At 63.4% G+C, this 17103-nt stretch carries 15 protein-coding genes; 8 read left to right on the top strand and 7 right to left on the bottom strand.

Features of this window, described 5'->3' with window-relative positions; translation table 11 throughout:
* Positions 1-10 precede the first annotated feature (10 nt).
* Positions 11-1108 (bottom strand): sterol desaturase family protein, encoded by a 1098-nt coding sequence (locus I6I07_RS08285; protein ID WP_198486278.1) that lies wholly within the window; start codon positions 1106-1108, stop codon positions 11-13.
* 110 nt (positions 1109-1218) lie between these two features.
* Between I6I07_RS08285 and I6I07_RS08280 the strand changes: the two genes are divergently transcribed.
* The 8 genes from I6I07_RS08280 (at position 1219) to I6I07_RS08245 (ending at position 10346) form a co-directional block, all read left to right on the top strand.
* On the top strand, positions 1219-2061 hold the full coding sequence (locus I6I07_RS08280; protein ID WP_198486277.1) for an aldolase/citrate lyase family protein: 843 nt from the start codon (positions 1219-1221) through the stop codon (positions 2059-2061).
* Between the two features lie 33 nt (positions 2062-2094).
* The gene (murJ, locus tag I6I07_RS08275) at positions 2095-3582 is read left to right on the top strand and encodes a murein biosynthesis integral membrane protein MurJ (RefSeq protein ID WP_198486276.1); all 1488 of its coding nucleotides are present in this window, start codon (positions 2095-2097) and stop codon (positions 3580-3582) included.
* 37 nt (positions 3583-3619) lie between these two features.
* The gene (asnB, locus tag I6I07_RS08270; RefSeq protein ID WP_198486275.1) at positions 3620-5422 is read left to right on the top strand and encodes an asparagine synthase (glutamine-hydrolyzing); all 1803 of its coding nucleotides are present in this window, start codon (positions 3620-3622) and stop codon (positions 5420-5422) included.
* Complete coding sequence (locus I6I07_RS08265; RefSeq protein ID WP_232625968.1) at positions 5412-6047, top strand: sugar transferase; 636 nt, start codon at positions 5412-5414, stop codon at positions 6045-6047. Before asnB ends, I6I07_RS08265 begins: the two co-directional genes overlap by 11 nt.
* Positions 6048-6070: 23 nt before the next feature.
* On the top strand, positions 6071-7327 hold the full coding sequence (locus tag I6I07_RS08260) for an O-antigen ligase family protein (RefSeq protein ID WP_198486274.1): 1257 nt from the start codon (positions 6071-6073) through the stop codon (positions 7325-7327).
* Positions 7328-7436: 109 nt separating this feature from the next.
* On the top strand, positions 7437-8006 hold the full coding sequence (locus I6I07_RS08255) for an SRPBCC family protein (RefSeq protein ID WP_198486273.1): 570 nt from the start codon (positions 7437-7439) through the stop codon (positions 8004-8006).
* 96 nt (positions 8007-8102) lie between these two features.
* Positions 8103-9461, top strand: a complete 1359-nt coding sequence (locus I6I07_RS08250) for an MFS transporter (protein ID WP_198487452.1) — start codon at positions 8103-8105, stop codon at positions 9459-9461.
* Positions 9462-9476: 15 nt separating this feature from the next.
* Positions 9477-10346: a DMT family transporter gene (locus I6I07_RS08245; RefSeq protein ID WP_198486272.1), complete on the top strand. Its 870-nt coding sequence runs from the start codon at positions 9477-9479 to the stop codon at positions 10344-10346.
* Positions 10347-10357: 11 nt separating this feature from the next.
* Here the strand turns inward: I6I07_RS08245 and clsB are convergent, their stop codons facing one another.
* From clsB to I6I07_RS08215, 6 genes are all read right to left on the bottom strand, one after another.
* A complete protein-coding gene (gene clsB, locus I6I07_RS08240; RefSeq protein ID WP_198486271.1) occupies positions 10358-11569 on the bottom strand; it encodes a cardiolipin synthase ClsB in 1212 nt (403 codons plus the stop codon).
* Positions 11566-12432 carry an endonuclease/exonuclease/phosphatase family protein gene (locus I6I07_RS08235; protein WP_006389688.1) on the bottom strand — a complete coding sequence of 289 codons (867 nt, stop codon included), beginning with the start codon at positions 12430-12432 and terminating at the stop codon, positions 11566-11568. The genes clsB and I6I07_RS08235 overlap by 4 nt, the downstream gene beginning before the upstream one ends.
* A gap of 289 nt (positions 12433-12721) precedes the next feature.
* Complete coding sequence (aspS, locus tag I6I07_RS08230; protein ID WP_198486270.1) at positions 12722-14509, bottom strand: aspartate--tRNA ligase; 1788 nt, start codon at positions 14507-14509, stop codon at positions 12722-12724.
* Positions 14510-14549: 40 nt separating this feature from the next.
* Positions 14550-15212 carry a DUF502 domain-containing protein gene (locus I6I07_RS08225; RefSeq protein WP_006391987.1) on the bottom strand — a complete coding sequence of 221 codons (663 nt, stop codon included), beginning with the start codon at positions 15210-15212 and terminating at the stop codon, positions 14550-14552.
* 17 nt (positions 15213-15229) lie between these two features.
* Positions 15230-15559 carry an FmdB family zinc ribbon protein gene (locus I6I07_RS08220; RefSeq protein ID WP_198486269.1) on the bottom strand — a complete coding sequence of 110 codons (330 nt, stop codon included), beginning with the start codon at positions 15557-15559 and terminating at the stop codon, positions 15230-15232.
* 245 nt (positions 15560-15804) lie between these two features.
* Positions 15805-17088, bottom strand: coding sequence for a putative Na+/H+ antiporter (locus tag I6I07_RS08215; protein WP_198486268.1), 1284 nt, complete (start codon positions 17086-17088; stop codon positions 15805-15807).
* Positions 17089-17103: the final 15 nt, after the last annotated feature.

The following is a 17103-nucleotide window of genomic DNA, read 5'->3' as shown; positions in this document are numbered from 1 at the left end:
CCGGTGTTCCCTAAACCTTGACGGGCTTACGGAAGATTCCTCGCCAGAAGCGCTTGAATGGCGCCCACATATCAAAACCGAATCCCCGCCGGTTAAAATAGTTGTCTGTCACACCATAAACGGGATCGATGTCCTTCCCTTTGTACCTTGTGCCAAACAAGTCATCCCAGAACGAGAACACCACAGCATAGTTTTGATCGAAATGTTCAGGCTTGGACGAATGGTGCAACAGGTGAAAGCGCGGCGACACGATAATCCGGCCAAACCAGCCGAAGCCGACATTGAAATTGGAATGCTGCAATAGAATCACCGCGTGGTGAATCATTGTGTAGACCACATACTCCGGAATACTGGGCCCGACCAGAATCAACGGAATCGCGCGCAGCGGATACTGCATCGCCACTTCGAATGGGTGATTCCTGTGCGCAGTCAGCAGATTCATGCTGAGTGCGGAATGGTGAAACTTGTGCAGTTCCCAAAGCGAGGTCGTTGTGTGAGCGAAGCGGTGAAACCAATACGCCAGGAAATCCGCGACCAGGATGAATACCAGAAATGCCGCCCACGACGGCATATATTGCCCGATGCCGATCTGGACGTTATTGACCAGAATTCCAAAAATAATAAAGGGCCCCAACAAGCCCAACGCCATGACCACCAACCCATCAAGCGATAGCGCGTAATACAGGAACAGATAGAGATCGGTCCGTTCGCTCTTGTCGCCGAACGCAAATCGATACAGCGACGTTTCCCGCATTCCAACCCTGAAATCGCCCCGTTTCCACCAGTAGTAGAAAATCTCGAACACCAGCAAGGCAGTGGCAATTCCGATAATCATCAGAAAACCCACGGACGCCACTACCCCCCAAAAATCATATTTTTCCAGGACATTGTAGAAATAGTAGCTGGCGTAGCTGGAGATCGCAGCAGGTGTAGAAGTGAACAGATAATGCAGCACCAGACGAGGGCGCAGACTGCTGGAACCACTTGCTCCCACGATATAAAACCCGATGCACAATACGACAAGCACCAGACCGAGTCGGAACATGGTTTGTCGAAAATTGAGATCGGGAGTTTCTTCCGAAGCGAGGAACTGGCTTGATCTACTCATAGTTATTCATTGGTTCCACTAATCAGAAATATACCAATTTGTATCTGGCTGAAAACGCACTTATGGGCAGGATAGTGTACACTCTGGCCGCTATAGACGGGTGGACCACGATGAACTACATGCTGATCACGAACTTGCCGGACATCGCCCGGTACGTCGTCAAACACGGAGTAAGTCGTGTGTTTGTCGATCTTGAGTTCACAGGAAAACTGGCCCGCCAGGGTCATTTGAACACTGTCATCAGCCGCCACACGCTAAGCGACGTGGACACCATCCGGCAAGCGGCTCCCGACTCAGACCTGCTGGTACGCATCAATCCCCTGGACGGCAATACCCAGGAGGAAATTGAGCAGGTCTTGATGCGAGGCGCCGACATCATCATGCTTCCGATGTTCGCGGACGCGGCTGCGGTCCGCCAGGTCAGTCAATGGATCGACGGCCGTGCCCGCCTGATTCCCCTGTTGGAAACCGTGGGCGCCACGCGCGCGCTCGCCGAAATCGTCGAGATCGCCGGCGTATCCGAACTCCATATCGGGCTCAACGATCTGCATCTTGAGCTAGGCTGTACCTTCATGTTCGAGCCGCTGGCCAGTGGCCTCATCGACGAACTGGCCGCCATCGTACGCCGCCAGGGTCTCCCCTTCGGCATTGGAGGCATTGCCCGAGTCGGCGAAGGACAATTGCCCGCCGAGGTCATCCTCGGTGAACACGTCCGCCTCGGCTCATCCAGCGTCATTCTGTCGCGCACCTTCCACCGGATGGCGCAGAGCCTCGACGAGCTCAAGTCCAACATGGACTTTGAACACGAAATCGGCAAGCTGAACCAGGCCATCGCCCAATTCGAGGCATCGCCCGCATTGGTGGATGAAAACCGGCTGCGCCTGCGGCGCATCGTGGATGACATTGTCTCGCAGAAGCAAATTGCCGCTGCCGCTGCCGGCTCGGCATCCTAGCCCTAACAACGCCGCCTCGCACCACGACACTCGATGGGCAAAAGCCTGATACGAATGGGAGTAGTCCTGTCCGTCGCCATCTTGGCGGGACGCATTACAGGCTTCCTGCGCGAAATCGTTCTTGCCTCCCACTTCGGCGCCACCGCCCAAGCAGATGCCGCGGTGCTGGTACTGACCCTGCCCGACCTGCTGGTCAATCTGCTGCTCGCTGGAGGGCTTGCAGGAGCACTCGTCCCAGAATTCAAGAGCCTGGACAAAACGCGCGCGGCGAACTTGTTCGTGCAATCCTCCCTGGTGATCGGCGGCCTGTTCGGCATGCTCGCCCTGCTGATCGCGTCGTTTCCAATCCAGGTTCTCGGCTTGCTCGGTCCGGGCCTTGTCGCACAGGCCTATGACGACGGCGCGGTCGCGATGCGGATCATGGCGTGGGCCATTCCGCTGAGCGCTCTGGCCGGCACGACAACCGCCTATCTACAAGCCAACGAACGGTTCCTCTCCAGCGGGCTTGGCACACTGATTTTCAACACGTGCATCATCGCCGTTTTATTGGTCCCCGGCATGAACACATCGTTGATCGTGGCCCTGGCCCTCGCCATCAACGCCGGCGCGTTTTTCCGCTGGGCCGCGCAATTGGCGAATATCCCCCGGGAAAGGCCGCGCAATATCTGGGCCGACTGGCTGATAAACCGCGCCCTGTTGACCCGCTACTTCCAGGCACTCCTGTCCAGCAGCATCCTGCTGGCGGTACCCGTGCTTGCGCGCGCCTACGCCTCTGCCAGCGGCGAAGGAGGCGTCGCCATCTTCAACTACGCCAGCAAGCTGGTCGAACTCCCACTATCCGTATTCATCACGCTGATCGCGTCCATCACGTTCCCCAGGCTATCGAAGCACTTCGCCGCTTCCATCCGATCTCCCGAAGGGTATGCTTTGCTGGGGCAGGCGCTGCGTCTGACGATCCTGCTGTCTGTGTCGATCACGCTGATCTGCGCGTGGTACGCACTACCCCTCGCATCGCTCGTCTATGGCCAGAGCGGCAGCCTGTCCGGCAAGGAACTCGACGATCTCGGCACCTTGGCGGGAATCGGCTTCTTGTCCTTGCCGTTGCAAGGAGCGTGCTATATGCTCGCCACAGCCCTGAACGCGCAAAAGCGCACCCACGTCCCTATGTGGATAAGCGGGTTGTGTGTTGGCGCGATGGCCATCGCCATGGCCTGGTTCGCAGGCGGCCTCGCCGTTGGCTCCGTTATGCTTATACTTAACGCGACCTACGCAGTGATGACGGTTTGCCTATGGATTGCAACCGGCCCGAAACTCTGGGGCAACAACGGAGTATTCGACTCGCGAGTCGTGCTTGCGATCGTGCTGTCATCTGCCGTCTTTGCGATGCTTGCCACCATCCAGACTTACCTCTCCCTGCCGCACTGGATGCTGCTCGGCTGGATTGCGCTGGCCGGCCTCGCGGTCCTCGCCGTGAATCTTTGCGTCGGCATACCAAATCTTAAATCTCTAGTCAGGCGCTGAAAATGCCGACCCTGAAACCCTGATAGGAATCAAATAAATGTGCGGCATTTTTGGCTATTTCGACCGAGACAAGGCAAGTCTCAGCGCAGACACGCTTTCCGCCATGGCGAAGGTACTGCACCATCGCGGGCCGGATGAGAATGGCGTGCATGCCGAGGCTGGCGCCGCACTGGGGAACTGTCGTCTTTCGATTATTGATGTCAAAGATGGGCATCAACCCTTTATCTCCGATGATGGCCAGATCATCCTGGTCCAGAACGGAGAGATTTTCAATCACGTCGAACTCGCTGCGGAATTGGCGGCAAAGGGAGTGCACTGCCGCACCCATTCCGATACCGAGGTACTGCTTCGCCTGTATGAAACAGAGGGCATTTCGTTCATAAGCAAACTCAACGGCATGTTTGCGATCGCCATTCTGGATAAGCGCGAGCAGGCCATGTACCTGATCCGCGATCGAATCGGCGTCAAACCGCTGTACATCGCCGAGCAAGGCAAGCGACTGGTTTTCGGGTCGGAGATCAAGGCCTTGCTGTTGGCGGGCATTCCGGCCGTGCGTGACGAAGAGGCACTGCACCACTATCTGACCTACAACTACGTTCCCGCGCCTTACACCATGTTCAAGGGCGTGCGGCATCTGATGCCCGGACATTGGATGAAAATCAGCGCCGCCGGCAGTTCCGTGCATCAGTGGTGGGATCTGGCCAAGGTGCAGCCACAGCACGGCCGCAGTGAATCCGACTGGATCGAAGAATTCAACGCCATCCTGGACGATGCGGTCCGCATTCGCCTGCGCTCCGACGTGCCAATCGGCGCGTTCCTGTCGGGCGGCGTCGACTCAAGCAGCGTCGTCGGTCTGATGGCGCGCCACATGTCGCGCCCCGTACAGACATTCTGCATCGGCTTTGACGATCCCCGGTACGATGAAGCGTCCTTCGCTCAAGCCGCAGCTGATCGCTTTGGCACGCAGCACACGATGGAACGTGTATCTCCCAACATGCTTGATCGTTGGCCCAAGGCAACCTGGTACTGCGACCAACCTCACGGGGACGTATCGTTCCTGCCGACTTGGCGTGTTTCCCAACTTGCCGCAAAGCACGTCAAGGTGGTGCTGACCGGCGACGGCGGCGACGAACTGTTCGCAGGCTACGACAAGTACCAAAGCTTCTTCTCGCAACCCGGCATTGATGAGCTGGATCAGGCGTCATTCACCCGACGCTATTTCGACAGCATCAGCCTGTTCTCGCCGGAAGCCAAGATCGACCTGTATCGACCAGCGGATCAGCAACGCCTGAGCAACGTGGATTCGTTCGCCATGGCGAGCGACATCATGGCCCAGGTCCCACACCAGGACCGGATCAATCAGGCCTTGTTTCTGGACATGCAACTGCTGCTGTCCGGCAATAACCTCGTAAAGCCGGACCGCATGGGTATGGCGGAGTCGCTCGAGGCGCGCACGCCCTTCCTCGATTACCGCATGATGGAATTCGCGTTCCGCATGCCCGGCACGCTGAAGCTGCGCGACGGCGTGACCAAATACCTCTACAAGAAGGCAGTCGCGCCGATGATCGGAGATGATCTGGCGTACCGCCGTAAACAAATGTTCACGGTGCCGGTTGGCGACTGGTTCCGCAATGAGCTCGCTGATTTTTGCAGGGACCACCTGGTTGGCGAAAAATCGAATCTGCCGGCCCTGTTCAAGCCTGAACGCCTCGGATCGATGCTGGACGATCACATCAGCGGCAGCCACAACTACACTCGTGAGATCCGAGCCTTGATCGCGCAGAACCTATGGGAAGAGGTTTTCCTGCGGAACACCGGGGAAAACCAACGTGCAGGGTAAGACCAAGCAGGCGTATTGCCTGAAACGCCCGATGGATTTCCTGGCGGCCTTGCTGTTGCTGATCGTTCTGGCGCCCGTCCTGGCGGGGTTGGCGCTGGCAGTCCTGATCAAGGAAGGTCGTCCGATTTTCTTTCGGCAGACCAGGGTGGGCAAGGACCTGCGCAGGTTTCGCATGCTTAAATTCCGAACGATGACCGTCGCTGTCGATGGCGGCGATGTACCGGAGAGCGTGCCCTTGGAAGAGGTCAAGACGCAACGGTCGGCGTTCCGCACGACCGAAGTGAACGATTCGCGCATTACACCAATCGGAGCTTTCCTGAGAAGCACCAGCTTGGATGAACTGCCGCAACTCCTGAATGTTCTGGTTGGAGATATGTCTCTGATCGGACCTCGGCCCATGACACCCGTGCAACGCGCCGATTTCGCTGCCGATGATTGGCAACTGCGCCATGGCGTCAGACCTGGCATCACGGGCCTGGCCCAAGTCTGCGGCCGCAGCGCGCTCACTCAGGACGAACTCGTCGCATACGACACCGAGTATGTGCGCAACTGCACCTTGCGGCAGGATCTTCGCATAGCCTTGCTGACCCTGAAGATTGTTCTCAAACGAAGCGGCGCGAACTGACCGCGTCTACTATGCTTAGATCATTGAAATCTTTGCTGGTGGTGGTACTCGCCGCCATCCCATTGCTGAACATGGCCTCTGGTTACGGAGGCAGCCTGCTGTCCTACCTGTCGATCGTGATGGCTTTGGCGCTGTTGGCATGGCCGCGCAGCGCTCCCTCGCCCGATGCACTCATGGCGACCGGCTACAGGGGGTTCATCGTGTTGATGTGCCTTCCGATGCTCACCGTCGTGCTGAGCCAATGGACCAAGCACGGATGGTCATCATCGGATATCGAACGTGCCTTCCGATTGGGCCCGAGCGTCGGCATATTGCTCTTCGCTCTATTGCGCATCGATGTACAAAAACTCCAGTTGGCAATTCTCGGCACTCTCGGAGCGGCAGTGGTCGGAGCGGCCACGGTCCTGGAACTCGCGCTGACCACGAGCGGACGGCCCGTTACCGGGGACTACAACGCCGTCAGCTATGCGAACTTGCTGCTGCTGTTCGGATGCATGAGCCTGTATTCATTGGCGGTGCCTTTCTCGCAACATCCTCGCGCGGAAAGAATCGCGAAACTGTTGATAACGGCCGCTTCCGTCATCGGCGTCATCCTGACGTTCACCCGCTCGACATGGATGGCATTCCCAATTTTCGCGGCGATCGGACTGGTGCTTTTCTTTCCGAAGATCCGCCCGGTGCGCCTGGTGGCGGCAATGCTGACGTTCACCGCCGCGGCATCCGCCCTCGCCTTCAGCAACAGCGGTTTCCGTGATCGAATCTATCTGGCTCAGCAAGAAATACATGAATGCATGACGCAGAATGATCGGGCTGACAGCTCGGTCTGCATCCGCGTCCAGCTGGCGCGTGCCGCATGGCACATGTTCCAGCAGGACCCCTGGCTGGGCAGTGGAAATGGCAAGCGCTATGAACAATCCCTGCCACGGCTTCAGGAAGCCGGAATAGTCTCGGAGTATGTCACCAACAACTTTGGTGAGACCCACAACGACATGCTCATGGCAATGGCCAGCTATGGCATCCTCGGCGCAATCGCCCTGCTGATTATTTATTTCGCGCCTGCCGCCATTTTCTTGCGCAGGCTCAAGCAGCCTTTACCGATGCCCGCCCGAGCCGCAGCTGCGATGGGATTGGCGCTCTGCCTGAGTTTTGTCGTATTCGGCCTGACTGAGCTGATGTTCCGAGGCATGCGCACCATATCAATGTACGCCATGCTGATCGCCCTCTTTTTGGCCTTGTCTCACCCGCGCAGCGTCACCGGGTCACCTGCGGAACGACGCTGATCACCAACTGAACCCACGCAAGGGTGCCGCCGACGGCTCGCACACTCTCATGGCAGATTTCCTGGTTTAGGGCCACAATACTCAAACAAGGCCCAAAAAGGAGACAGCCATGCGCATAGCCGATGCCCAGTGGATTCCTTCAACCCAGCATCAAACCTGGGACGCCCTCACGGATCCCGCTGTATTGCAGCGATGCATACCGGGTTGCATCAGCGTGACACAGCGGTCCGCCACCGAATATGCGGTCACATTGCGGGCCAAGGTGGCCGGCATCGATACCGACTATGAAGGCGAAATCCTGCTGTCCGACGTGGATCCGCCCAACAGCTGCACGCTCGTATTCGAGGGCAAGGGGCTGGCGGCGTGCCTGGCGATCGGCACCGCTCAGGTCAATCTCAGCACCAAGGACGAAGGCACGCGCGTGGCCTACACCCTCGCCGGCATGACCGGCGGCAAGCTGGCCGAATGCGGCGAAGGCCTGGTGCTGAAGGCTGGCGAGAAGATCATCGATCGATTCTTCACGGCGTTCATCGACCACATGGCTGCGCAGCCCCGAGTCGCGCCCCCTCCGCCACCGCCGGAACCGGAACCGCGTGGCCTGTCGAACTCACGCTGGTCATGGGCACTCGTGGTGTTGGTCATAGCCGTGTTCTGGAGTTACCACGCGTTCTACAAGTGAAAACCCTAGTGGGCCGATGATATGCTTGGCGGCATGAACCCGCCTCCTCCATCGACCCAGCCCGCCGCCCCCGTACATTCCCGCCGCGACCTGCTGATGGCCATGGCGGGGGTATCCGCCACCGTCGTGCTGGCGGCGTTCGATTCCACCATCATCAGCACCACCCTGCCGCGCGTGGCCGAGGCATTGGACGGCATGGCGCTCTACGCCTGGGTCGGTACCGGGTACCTGCTGGCCACCGCCGCGTCGATCCTGATCTTCGGCCGCCTGGGCGACATGTTCGGCCGCAAGCCGCTGATGCTGGTATCGGTGCTGATCATCGCCCTGGGTTCCATCGCCTGTGGCCTGGCGCAGTCGATGACGCAATTGATCATCTTCCGCTCGCTGCAGGGCATTGGCGGCGGCATGATGATCGCCACCGCCTTCGCCGCGCCCGCCGATCTGTTCCCCGACGCCAAGCAGCGCGTGCGCTGGATGGCGCTGGTCTCCGCGGCATTCGCCATGGCCAGCGGCATCGGGCCGGTGCTGGGCGGCGCGGTGACCCAGGCGCTGGGTTGGCGGGCCGCGTTCTTCATCTCGCCGATCGCGGCGGCCGTCACGCTCTTCCTGCTGGCACGGTACTTCCCCCGGATCCGGCCGCTGCACGATGAAAGCCGCAAGATCGACTGGCTGGGCGCCGTCCTGCTCGTGATCGCCGTCGGCGCCCCGCTGGCGGCGCTGGAGCTGGCCTTCGCCAGCGGCGACCACGCCCATCCCGTGCTGGGCCTGTGCCTGGCGCTGGCCGGCGTCGTCGCCATTGCCATCCTGATACCGACCGAGCGCAGAGTTGCGACCCCGATATTCCCGCTGCGCGTGCTGGCGGCCTGGGAATCGCGGCTTCTGAATCTCGCCGCCATGATGGTCGGCGCCGTCATGTTCGTCCTGATCTTCTACAGCCCCCTGCTGTTGCAGCAGGTGCTGGGATACACCCCGAGCGAGGCGGGCCTGCTGCTGACGCCGCTGGTGGCCGCGATTTCGGTCGGCAGCATCATCAATGGCCGCCTCTTTCCCAGGCAGACGGAGCCGCAACGCCTGATGGTGTTCGGCGGCGGGTTGCTGGCGACAGGTTCGCTGATGGTGCTGCTGATTTCTCCCGGCACCTCGGCCTGGTGGATCCTGGCGGCATTCTTCGTCAACGGCTGCGCGCTCGGCTTCCTGTTGCCGAACCTGACCCTGTTCATGCAGATGCTCAGCGAACGCCGCGACGTGGGCGTGGCGTCCGCCCTGGTCCAGACCACCCGCGCCATCGGCAGCGCCCTCGGCACCGCGGTGGTCGGCATCCTGATCTCCCACAGCAGCGTACTAAACGGAGTGCGCACCGGGCTGGTCCTGTGTATCGTCCTGTCCCTGACCTGTGCGCTGCTGGCGCACCGGGTCAAGATGAAGAATCTGGCCACGAGCCGGAAAACGACGTAACCCGGGACTGAACGCATGCGTCAACGTGATCTGCTGGACCTTCTGGCACTGGCCGCCGTCTGGGGCGGCTCTTTTTTGTTCATGCGCCTGGCGGTGGCGGACTTCGGTCCCGTCGCGCTGATCGAACTGCGCGTGGGCCTGGCGGCGCTGTTCCTGCTGCCGATTGCCTTGTGGCGCGGCAAGCTGCCGATCATCCGCCGGCACTGGAAATCGCTGCTGGTGGTCGGCACGCTCAACGCGGCGGTGCCTTTCCTGCTGTATGCCTACGCGGCGCAGTCCCTCGGCGCCGGGTTCCTTTCCGTGGCGAACGCCGTCACCCCGGTCTGGGGCGCGGTGGTGGGCTGGCTGTGGTTCAAGGACCGCCTGCCCTGGATGCGGTCGCTCGGCCTCATGATCGGCCTGGTCGGCATCATCGTGCTGGTCTGGGACAAACTGCACTTCCAGGACGGTGGCACCGGCCCCGCCGTGCTTGCCGCGATTTCCGCCCCCATCTTCTATGGCATCGCCGCCAACTGGACCAAGCGCTTCCTGAGCGGCGTGGACGCCCTGGCCAATGCCACAGGCAGCATGATTGCCGCCTCGCTGGTCCTGCTGCCGCTGGCGATCTCCGCCTGGCCCGAAACGCCCGCATCGGGCGCCGCCTGGCTCGCCACCATCCTGCTGGCGATCGTCTGCACCGGCGCGGCCTATATCGTGTTCTTCCGGCTGATCGCCAATGTCGGCCCCACCGGGGCGGTCAGCGTCACCTTCCTGGTGCCGATCTTTGGCGTCGTGTGGGGGGCCTGGTTCCTGGACGAGGCCATCACGCCCTCCATCGGCGCCGGCGCCGCCATCATCCTGGTCGGCACGGCGCTGGCCCTGGGGCTGCTGAAAAAACGCGCCTGAGGCGGCGCGCTTCAATACTTGTCCGACGTCCCCGTCAACGCCACCCCGATCCGCAGCAAGGTATAGGACGCCGCGTCCACCCAGCGCCGCACCCAGCCGCGCCGCTGGTAGTCCAGCGGCCGGATGAAACGCCCGCCCGCCTGGATGGCCGCCTCCAGCCGCTCCTGCAGGTCCCAGGCGAACGGCTGGTCGTCCACCACCACGTTGGCCTCGCGCGCCAGCAGCAGGCTGAAGGGGTCCAGGTTGGACGAGCCGACCGTGGCGACGTTGTCGATCACCGCGACCTTGGCGTGCAGGTAGCTCGGCATGTACTCGTAGATCTCGATGCCGTCGCGCAGCAACTGGTCGTACAGCGAACGCGTGGCGTGGTACTGCATGCGGTATTCGACCTTGCCCTGCAGCAGCAGCCGGACCCGCACGCCGCGCGCGGCGGCCTTGGCCAGGGCACGGCGGAACTGGCGGCCGGGGAAGAAATAGGCGTTGGCGATGAGGATGTCGCGCCGCGCCTGGGTGATGCCGTAGAGATAGGCGCGTTCGAAGGTCTGGCGGAAACGCAGGTTGTCGCGCAGCACCAGCGCGGCGCGCAGGTCGCCACAGGGCGCGACGTGCGCGTGGCTGGGCTTGGTCAGCCGCATGCGGTTCCAGTCGCGCGGATGGCGCCGCAGGCGCGCCCAGTTCAGGCGGACCCACAGCAGGTCCTGGGCGTAGGCCGCCTCGGTCACCAAGGGGCCGCGCACCTGCACCGCGAAATCGAAGCGCGGCGCCGAGATGCCATCGGTGGGATCGAGGTCGTCGTAGTCGTCGATGATGTTGATGCCGCCGATGAAGGCGACGCTGCCATCGACGATGGTGACCTTGCGGTGCAGCCGCCGCAGGCGGCTGCGCGAGGGAATGAACCGGGCGAACCAGCGCGGTTCCGGGCGGAAGACGCGGCATTGCGCGCCCGCGCCGGTCAGGCGCTCGCGCAGGGCGTCCACCGTCTCGGCGGCGCCGAAGCCGTCGAGCACCACGCGCACCTTGACGCCGCGCGCGGCCGCCGCCATCAGGCAGTCCAGCACCTTCAGGCCGGTGCGGTCCAGCATGAAGATGTAGGTTTCCAGGTGGACGCTGGACTGCGCCGCGTCGATCGCCTGGCACAGCGCCGGGAAAAAGTCGGTGCCGTTCTGCAGCAGCCGGATATCGTTGCCGTCGGTCCACTCCAGCCTGACCTGCTCGGCCTTCACGGGAGTTCCAGCTCGGCCAGCAAGGGGGAATGATCGGACAGCCGCGCCCATTCGCGGCCGCGCAGCACGCGCGCGCTGCGCACGGCGAAGCCGCGCTGGTAGATGCGGTCCAGCCGGAACCAGGGGAACACGGCCGGGAAGGTGCGCGGCGGCGGCAGCAACAGGCGCGAACTGCCGTCCATGCCGAGCTGGTTGGTGCGCTCCAGCACCGACACGCCGCTGTTGGGCAGGCCGCGCAGCGCATTGCTCAGGCGCTTGACCGAATCGCGCAGCCGCGGCAGTTCGCCGCCATGGCTGCGCGGCGCATGCGAGAACACCTCGTACAGGCCCAGCTGCTGCACGAACAGCGGCGCCAGCCGGTCGCCCCAGTCGTTGAAATCGCCCGCGATCAGGATCGGCTCGCCATCGGGCACCATGCGCCGGATGCGCTCGGTCAGCGCCAGGATCTGGCGGCTGCGGCTGCCGGCGAACAGGCCCAGGTGCACCACGAAGCAATGCACCGAACGGCCGTCGAGCTCGATGGTCGCGTGCAGCAGGCCGCGCTGCTCCAGCCGGTGGTCGGAGATGTCCTGGTTTTCGTGGTCAAGAATGGGAAAGCGCGACAACAGGGCGTTGCCATGGTCGGTCTCGTGGCGGATCGCGTTGCGGCCATAGGCCACGTCCAGCTTGAGCGCGGCGGCCAGCGATTCGTGCTGGGCGTCGAGCAGCGATTTCTGCTCGTTGCGGCCCTGCACTTCCTGCAGGAAGACCAGGTCGGGGCGCAGGCCGTACAGGCCCAGGCGCAGTTCATTCAGGGAGTCGCGGCGGCCCAGCGCCGAGCGGCCCTTATGGATGTTGTAGCTGACGACACGGATGAGCGACATGGAAGAGATGGCGCCTCTCAAGACAGTGAAACCGCCCACCGCGGCCCACAAAAAAAGGAGCCCCGGCAAGCGCCGCCAACCCAGGCGGCGTCTGCCAGATTACTCCAATTCCATGAACCCTTCCCACCTCGGAGACACCCTGAAACGGAGTGACCCGCCGCGCGGTGCGCCCGAAAGCCCAAGCCCCAAACCCGAGATCCCGCCCCAAGCCAGGCCGCCGGGATCCGGCTCCGCCGGTCCCGCGCGGCGCCCCCTTGAGGGGGAGCGCCGCAGGCGCTCGGGGGTGGACTTACTTCGGTTCGGCGTTGCGCAGGCGGATGTGCAGCTCGCGCAGTTGCTTCTCGTCGACTTCCGACGGCGCCTGGGTCAGCAGATCCTGGGCGCGCTGGGTCTTCGGGAAGGCGATCACGTCGCGGATCGATTCGGCGCCGGTCATCATCGTGACGATGCGGTCCAGGCCGAAGGCGATGCCGCCGTGCGGAGGCGCGCCGTATTGCAGCGCGTCCAGCAGGTAGCCGAACTTCTCGCGGGCTTCCTCGGCGCCGATCTTGAGCGCGCGGAACACCTTGCTCTGCACTTCCTCGCGGTGGATACGGACCGAGCCGCCGCCGATTTCCCAGCCGTTCAGGACCATGTCGTAGGCCTTGGCGAACGCCTTGCTGGGATCGGTCTCGAGGAAGTCCTCGTGGCCGTCCTTGGGGCTGGTGAACGGGTGGTGAGCGGCGGTGTAGCGGCCGTCTTCCTCGTCGTATTCGAACATCGGGAAGTCAACCACCCACAGCGGCTGCCAGCCGGCGGTGAACAGGCCGGTCTTCTTGCCGAATTCGCTGTGGCCGATCTTCACGCGCAGCGCGCCGATGGCGTCGTTGACGACCTTCTCGCGGTCGGCGCCGAAGAAGATGATGTCGCCGTCTTGCGCGCCGGTGCGCTTGACCAGTTCGGCCAGGGCGGCGTCATGCAGGTTCTTGACGATGGGCGATTGCAGGCCGTCGCGGCCCTTGGCCACTTCGTTGACCTTGATGTAGGCCAGGCCCTTGGCGCCGTAGATGCCGACGAACTGGGTGTAGGCGTCGATCTCGCTGCGCGACATCTCGGCGCCACCGGGCACGCGCAGGGCGACCACGCGGCTGCCGGGCGCCGTGGCGGCGGCGGCGAACACCTTGAAGTCCACGTCGCGCATGACGTCGGTGATGTCGGTGAACTCGAGCTGCACGCGCAGGTCGGGCTTGTCCGAGCCGTAGCGACGCATCGCTTCGGTCCAGCTCATGATCGGGAACGGCGCGGCCAGGTCGACGCCCTGCACCACCTTGAAGACGTGGCGGATCAGGTTCTCGAAGATCTCGCGGATCTCGAACTCGTTCAGGAACGAGGTTTCGCAGTCGATCTGGGTGAACTCAGGCTGGCGGTCGGCGCGCAGGTCTTCGTCGCGGAAGCACTTGGTGATCTGGTAGTAGCGGTCGAAGCCCGACACCATCAGCATCTGCTTGAACAGCTGCGGCGATTGCGGCAGCGCGAAGAAGTGGCCGGCGTTGACGCGCGAGGGCACCAGGTAGTCGCGCGCGCCTTCGGGCGTGCTCTTGGCCAGCATCGGGGTCTCGATGTCGATGAAGCCCAGCTGGTCCAGGAACTTGCGCGTCTCGATCGAGACGCGGTAGCGCAGCATCAGGTTGCGCTGCATCTGCGGACGGCGCAGGTCCAGCACGCGGTGCGTCAGGCGGGTGGTTTCCGACAGGTTGTCGTCGTCCAGCTGGAACGGCGGCGTGACCGACGCGTTCAGGATCTCGACTTCCTTGCACAGCACTTCGATTTCGCCCGAGGCCAGTTCGGCGTTGGCGGTGCCCGCCGGACGCTCGCGCACCAGGCCGGTGACGCGGATGCAGAATTCGTTGCGCAGGCGCTCGGCGGTGGCGAAGGCGGCGTTATCCGGATCGAACACGATCTGCGCCAGGCCCGCGCGGTCGCGCAAGTCGATGAAGATGACCCCGCCGTGGTCACGGCGGCGGTTCACCCAGCCATACAGGGTGACGGTCTGGCCGAGATGGTCGCGGCAAACCTGGCCGGTGTAGCAGGTACGCATCGGGATAACTCCGTTGTGTGCTTGGTAGTAGCGTAAAGGGTTACAGGTCGACGCCCGGCGCGCGCTGCGCGTCCGGCGTCGGAGCGGGCGGCGCCGGCCGGGCGCCCGGCATGGCCGGACCCGGGGCGACGACGCCCATGGAAACGATGTACTTCAAGGCCGCGTCCACGCTCATCTGCAGGTCCACCGTGTCGGCACGGGGCACCATCAGGAAAAAGCCGGACGTGGGATTCGGCGTGGTCGGCACGTACACGCTGATGTGGTCCCCGGGCAAGCGCTCGGCCACTTCACCGCTGGGCGTGCCGGTGACGAATGCGATGGTCCAGCTGCCGGCGCGCGGATACTGCACCAGCACCGCGCGGCGGAACGCCTGGCCGTTCGGGGCCAGCACGGTATCGCTGACCTGCTTGACCGAGTTGTAGATCGAACGCACCAGGGGAATGCGGCCCAGCAGGTTTTCCCACTGGTCCACCATGGTACGGCCGATCAGGTTGGCCGCGAAGATGCCCGTCAACAGTACCACCACGATGACCAGGACGAAGCGGAAGCCGGGAATGTCGACGCCGAACAGCGATTCGGACGACAGGAAGCCAGGCACGAACCCTTCGAGGGTGGCGACCAGCAGACCCAGCACCCACACCGTGATGACCAGGGGAACCCAGATCAGCAGGCCGGTGATGAAGTACTTTTTGATGACGCGCATTCGCATCGCGCGTGTGCTCAGGAAGTGGTGGCCGGTCCCGCGGCGGGCGCGGGGGCGGCGGGCGCGGGAGCAGCGGCCGGAGCCGGTGCGCCGGCGGCCGGCGCGGCGCCTTCAGCGGGCGCCGACGGGGCGCTGGCGCCGGTGGCCTGCTGGCCGCCGTTGCCGTTGCCGCGGAAATCGGTGACGTACCAGCCCGAGCCCTTGAGCTGGAAGCCAGCCGCGGTCACTTGCTTGGAAAACGTGCTCTGGCCGCATTCGGGGCAAACCGAAAGCGGCGCGTCGGAAATCTTCTGCAGGACGTCTTTGGCATGGCCACAGGCGCTGCACTTGTAAGCGTAGATGGGCATCGAGGGCTCCCAGGCGCGGGCCCGGTATATCTATGACCGTCGGCCGGACACTGCGCGAAGCCAGGGGCGCGAGGGTCCTCCAACAGGAGGCCCCGGGGCCGGAACTGGCTTGGACCGGACAACGGCCGGGCACGGCCGGAAAAATACGGGAAAGTCTTGAATTTTAGCGGTTTTTCGTGAAAGGCCGGCGGCACCCCCGCGACGGGGCGCCCGGGGGCTCCGCCGGGGGTGCGCGCCCCGCTCGGTCAGACGGGCAGCAGGAACATCAGGGCGGCCACCAGCGTCGGACCCAGGGCGGACAAAAACAGCCGTCCGGACGAGATGCTGCCGTCCGGGAAATGATTCTTCAGGATGGCGAAACCGGCCGGATTCGGGGCATTGGCGATCACCGTCAGGCCGCCCCCCGTCACCGCGCCAGCCACCAGCATGTAGCGCCAGGCCTCGCTGGTGCCTTCCACCAGCGACCCCAGGTAGGTCAGCGCGGCGTTGTCGGTGATCGCCGTCAGGGCGGTCGCGCCCCAGAACAGCACGAACGGCTCCAGCCCGCCCAGCAGGTCCTGCAGCCACCACTTCTGCAGGCCGCCCAGCACCACCAGGCCGGCCAGGAAGAAGCCCACCATCAGCCCCTCCTTGATGAGCAGGCGGTTCTGGTGGCGCTTATAGGCCTCGGCGAAGCCGATGAACATCATCAGCAGGCCCAGGAAGATCGCCGGATGGTGGGCGCTCAGCACCACCGCCACCAGGAACACCAGGTGGATCAGCATCACCAGCGCCGGCACCGGCTGCCGGTTGTCCTTGCCTTCGGGCGCGTCGACGCCGCCGCCCGTGCCCACCGAGCGCTCCAGCAGCGCCTTGCGGCAGATGAAGGTCAGCAGGCCCGCGTTCAGGCACACCGCCACCGCGGCGCGCCAGCCGAAATGCTGCGCCATGAAGGCCGAATCCCAGCCGAAGGTGGATGCCACCATCAGCACCGGCGGCGCCGCGTACGAGGTCAGCACGCCGCCGATGGAAACGTTGACGAACAGCACGCCGAGCGTCAGGTACTTGAAGCCGGCGCGCCCGCTGGTGCGGAAATAGGCGTCGCGCAGCAGGATGGCCGCCAGCGTCATGGCCGCCGGTTCGGTGATGAACGAGCCGCCCAGCGGCACCAGCGACATCACCACGAAGAAGGTCGCCAGTTCCCGCGGCAGGGGCAGCACGCGCGCCGTGCCGCGCACCAGCAGCCCCACCAGTTCCAGGATCGGCCGGCTGGCCGCCACCACCATGATGGTGAAGACGAACAGCGGCTCGGTGAAGTTGCGCGTGTCCATGTAGCCGATGGCCGCGGAGGGCCCCGACAGCGCGGCCATCGCCACGATCAGGGCGAACGCCCACACCCCGAACACCGCCTCGACCTCGGCCAGCAGGTGCCAGAAGCCGGCATGCGGTCCGCCGCGATGAGCCAGGCGGGCGAACATGGGAACGGAAAAGGTGTGCAGCACCGCCACGACGAACAGGAGTGTGGCGATGACTTCTATGGGCTGGGACATCGAAAGCGCTTCCGG

It is taken from the genome of Achromobacter deleyi, assembly GCF_016127315.1.
Taxonomy (GTDB): domain Bacteria; phylum Pseudomonadota; class Gammaproteobacteria; order Burkholderiales; family Burkholderiaceae_B; genus Achromobacter; species Achromobacter insuavis_A.
The sequence above is the reverse complement of the archived record's forward strand: the minus strand, read 5'-3'. Positions and strand labels throughout refer to the sequence as shown.

Coding starts and splice junctions, on each gene's coding strand:
- I6I07_RS08285 (WP_198486278.1), bottom strand. CDS start 1,108: ATGAGTAGATCAAGCCAGTTCCTCGCTTCGGAAGAAACTCCCGATCTC.
- I6I07_RS08280 (WP_198486277.1), top strand. CDS start 1,219: ATGAACTACATGCTGATCACGAACTTGCCGGACATCGCCCGGTACGTC.
- murJ (WP_198486276.1), top strand. CDS start 2,095: ATGGGCAAAAGCCTGATACGAATGGGAGTAGTCCTGTCCGTCGCCATC.
- asnB (WP_198486275.1), top strand. CDS start 3,620: ATGTGCGGCATTTTTGGCTATTTCGACCGAGACAAGGCAAGTCTCAGC.
- I6I07_RS08255 (WP_198486273.1), top strand. CDS start 7,437: ATGCGCATAGCCGATGCCCAGTGGATTCCTTCAACCCAGCATCAAACC.
- I6I07_RS08250 (WP_198487452.1), top strand. CDS start 8,103: ATGGCCATGGCGGGGGTATCCGCCACCGTCGTGCTGGCGGCGTTCGAT.
- I6I07_RS08245 (WP_198486272.1), top strand. CDS start 9,477: ATGCGTCAACGTGATCTGCTGGACCTTCTGGCACTGGCCGCCGTCTGG.
- I6I07_RS08235 (WP_006389688.1), bottom strand. CDS start 12,432: ATGTCGCTCATCCGTGTCGTCAGCTACAACATCCATAAGGGCCGCTCG.
- aspS (WP_198486270.1), bottom strand. CDS start 14,509: ATGCGTACCTGCTACACCGGCCAGGTTTGCCGCGACCATCTCGGCCAG.
- I6I07_RS08225 (WP_006391987.1), bottom strand. CDS start 15,212: ATGCGCGTCATCAAAAAGTACTTCATCACCGGCCTGCTGATCTGGGTT.
- I6I07_RS08220 (WP_198486269.1), bottom strand. CDS start 15,559: ATGCCCATCTACGCTTACAAGTGCAGCGCCTGTGGCCATGCCAAAGAC.
- I6I07_RS08215 (WP_198486268.1), bottom strand. CDS start 17,088: ATGTCCCAGCCCATAGAAGTCATCGCCACACTCCTGTTCGTCGTGGCG.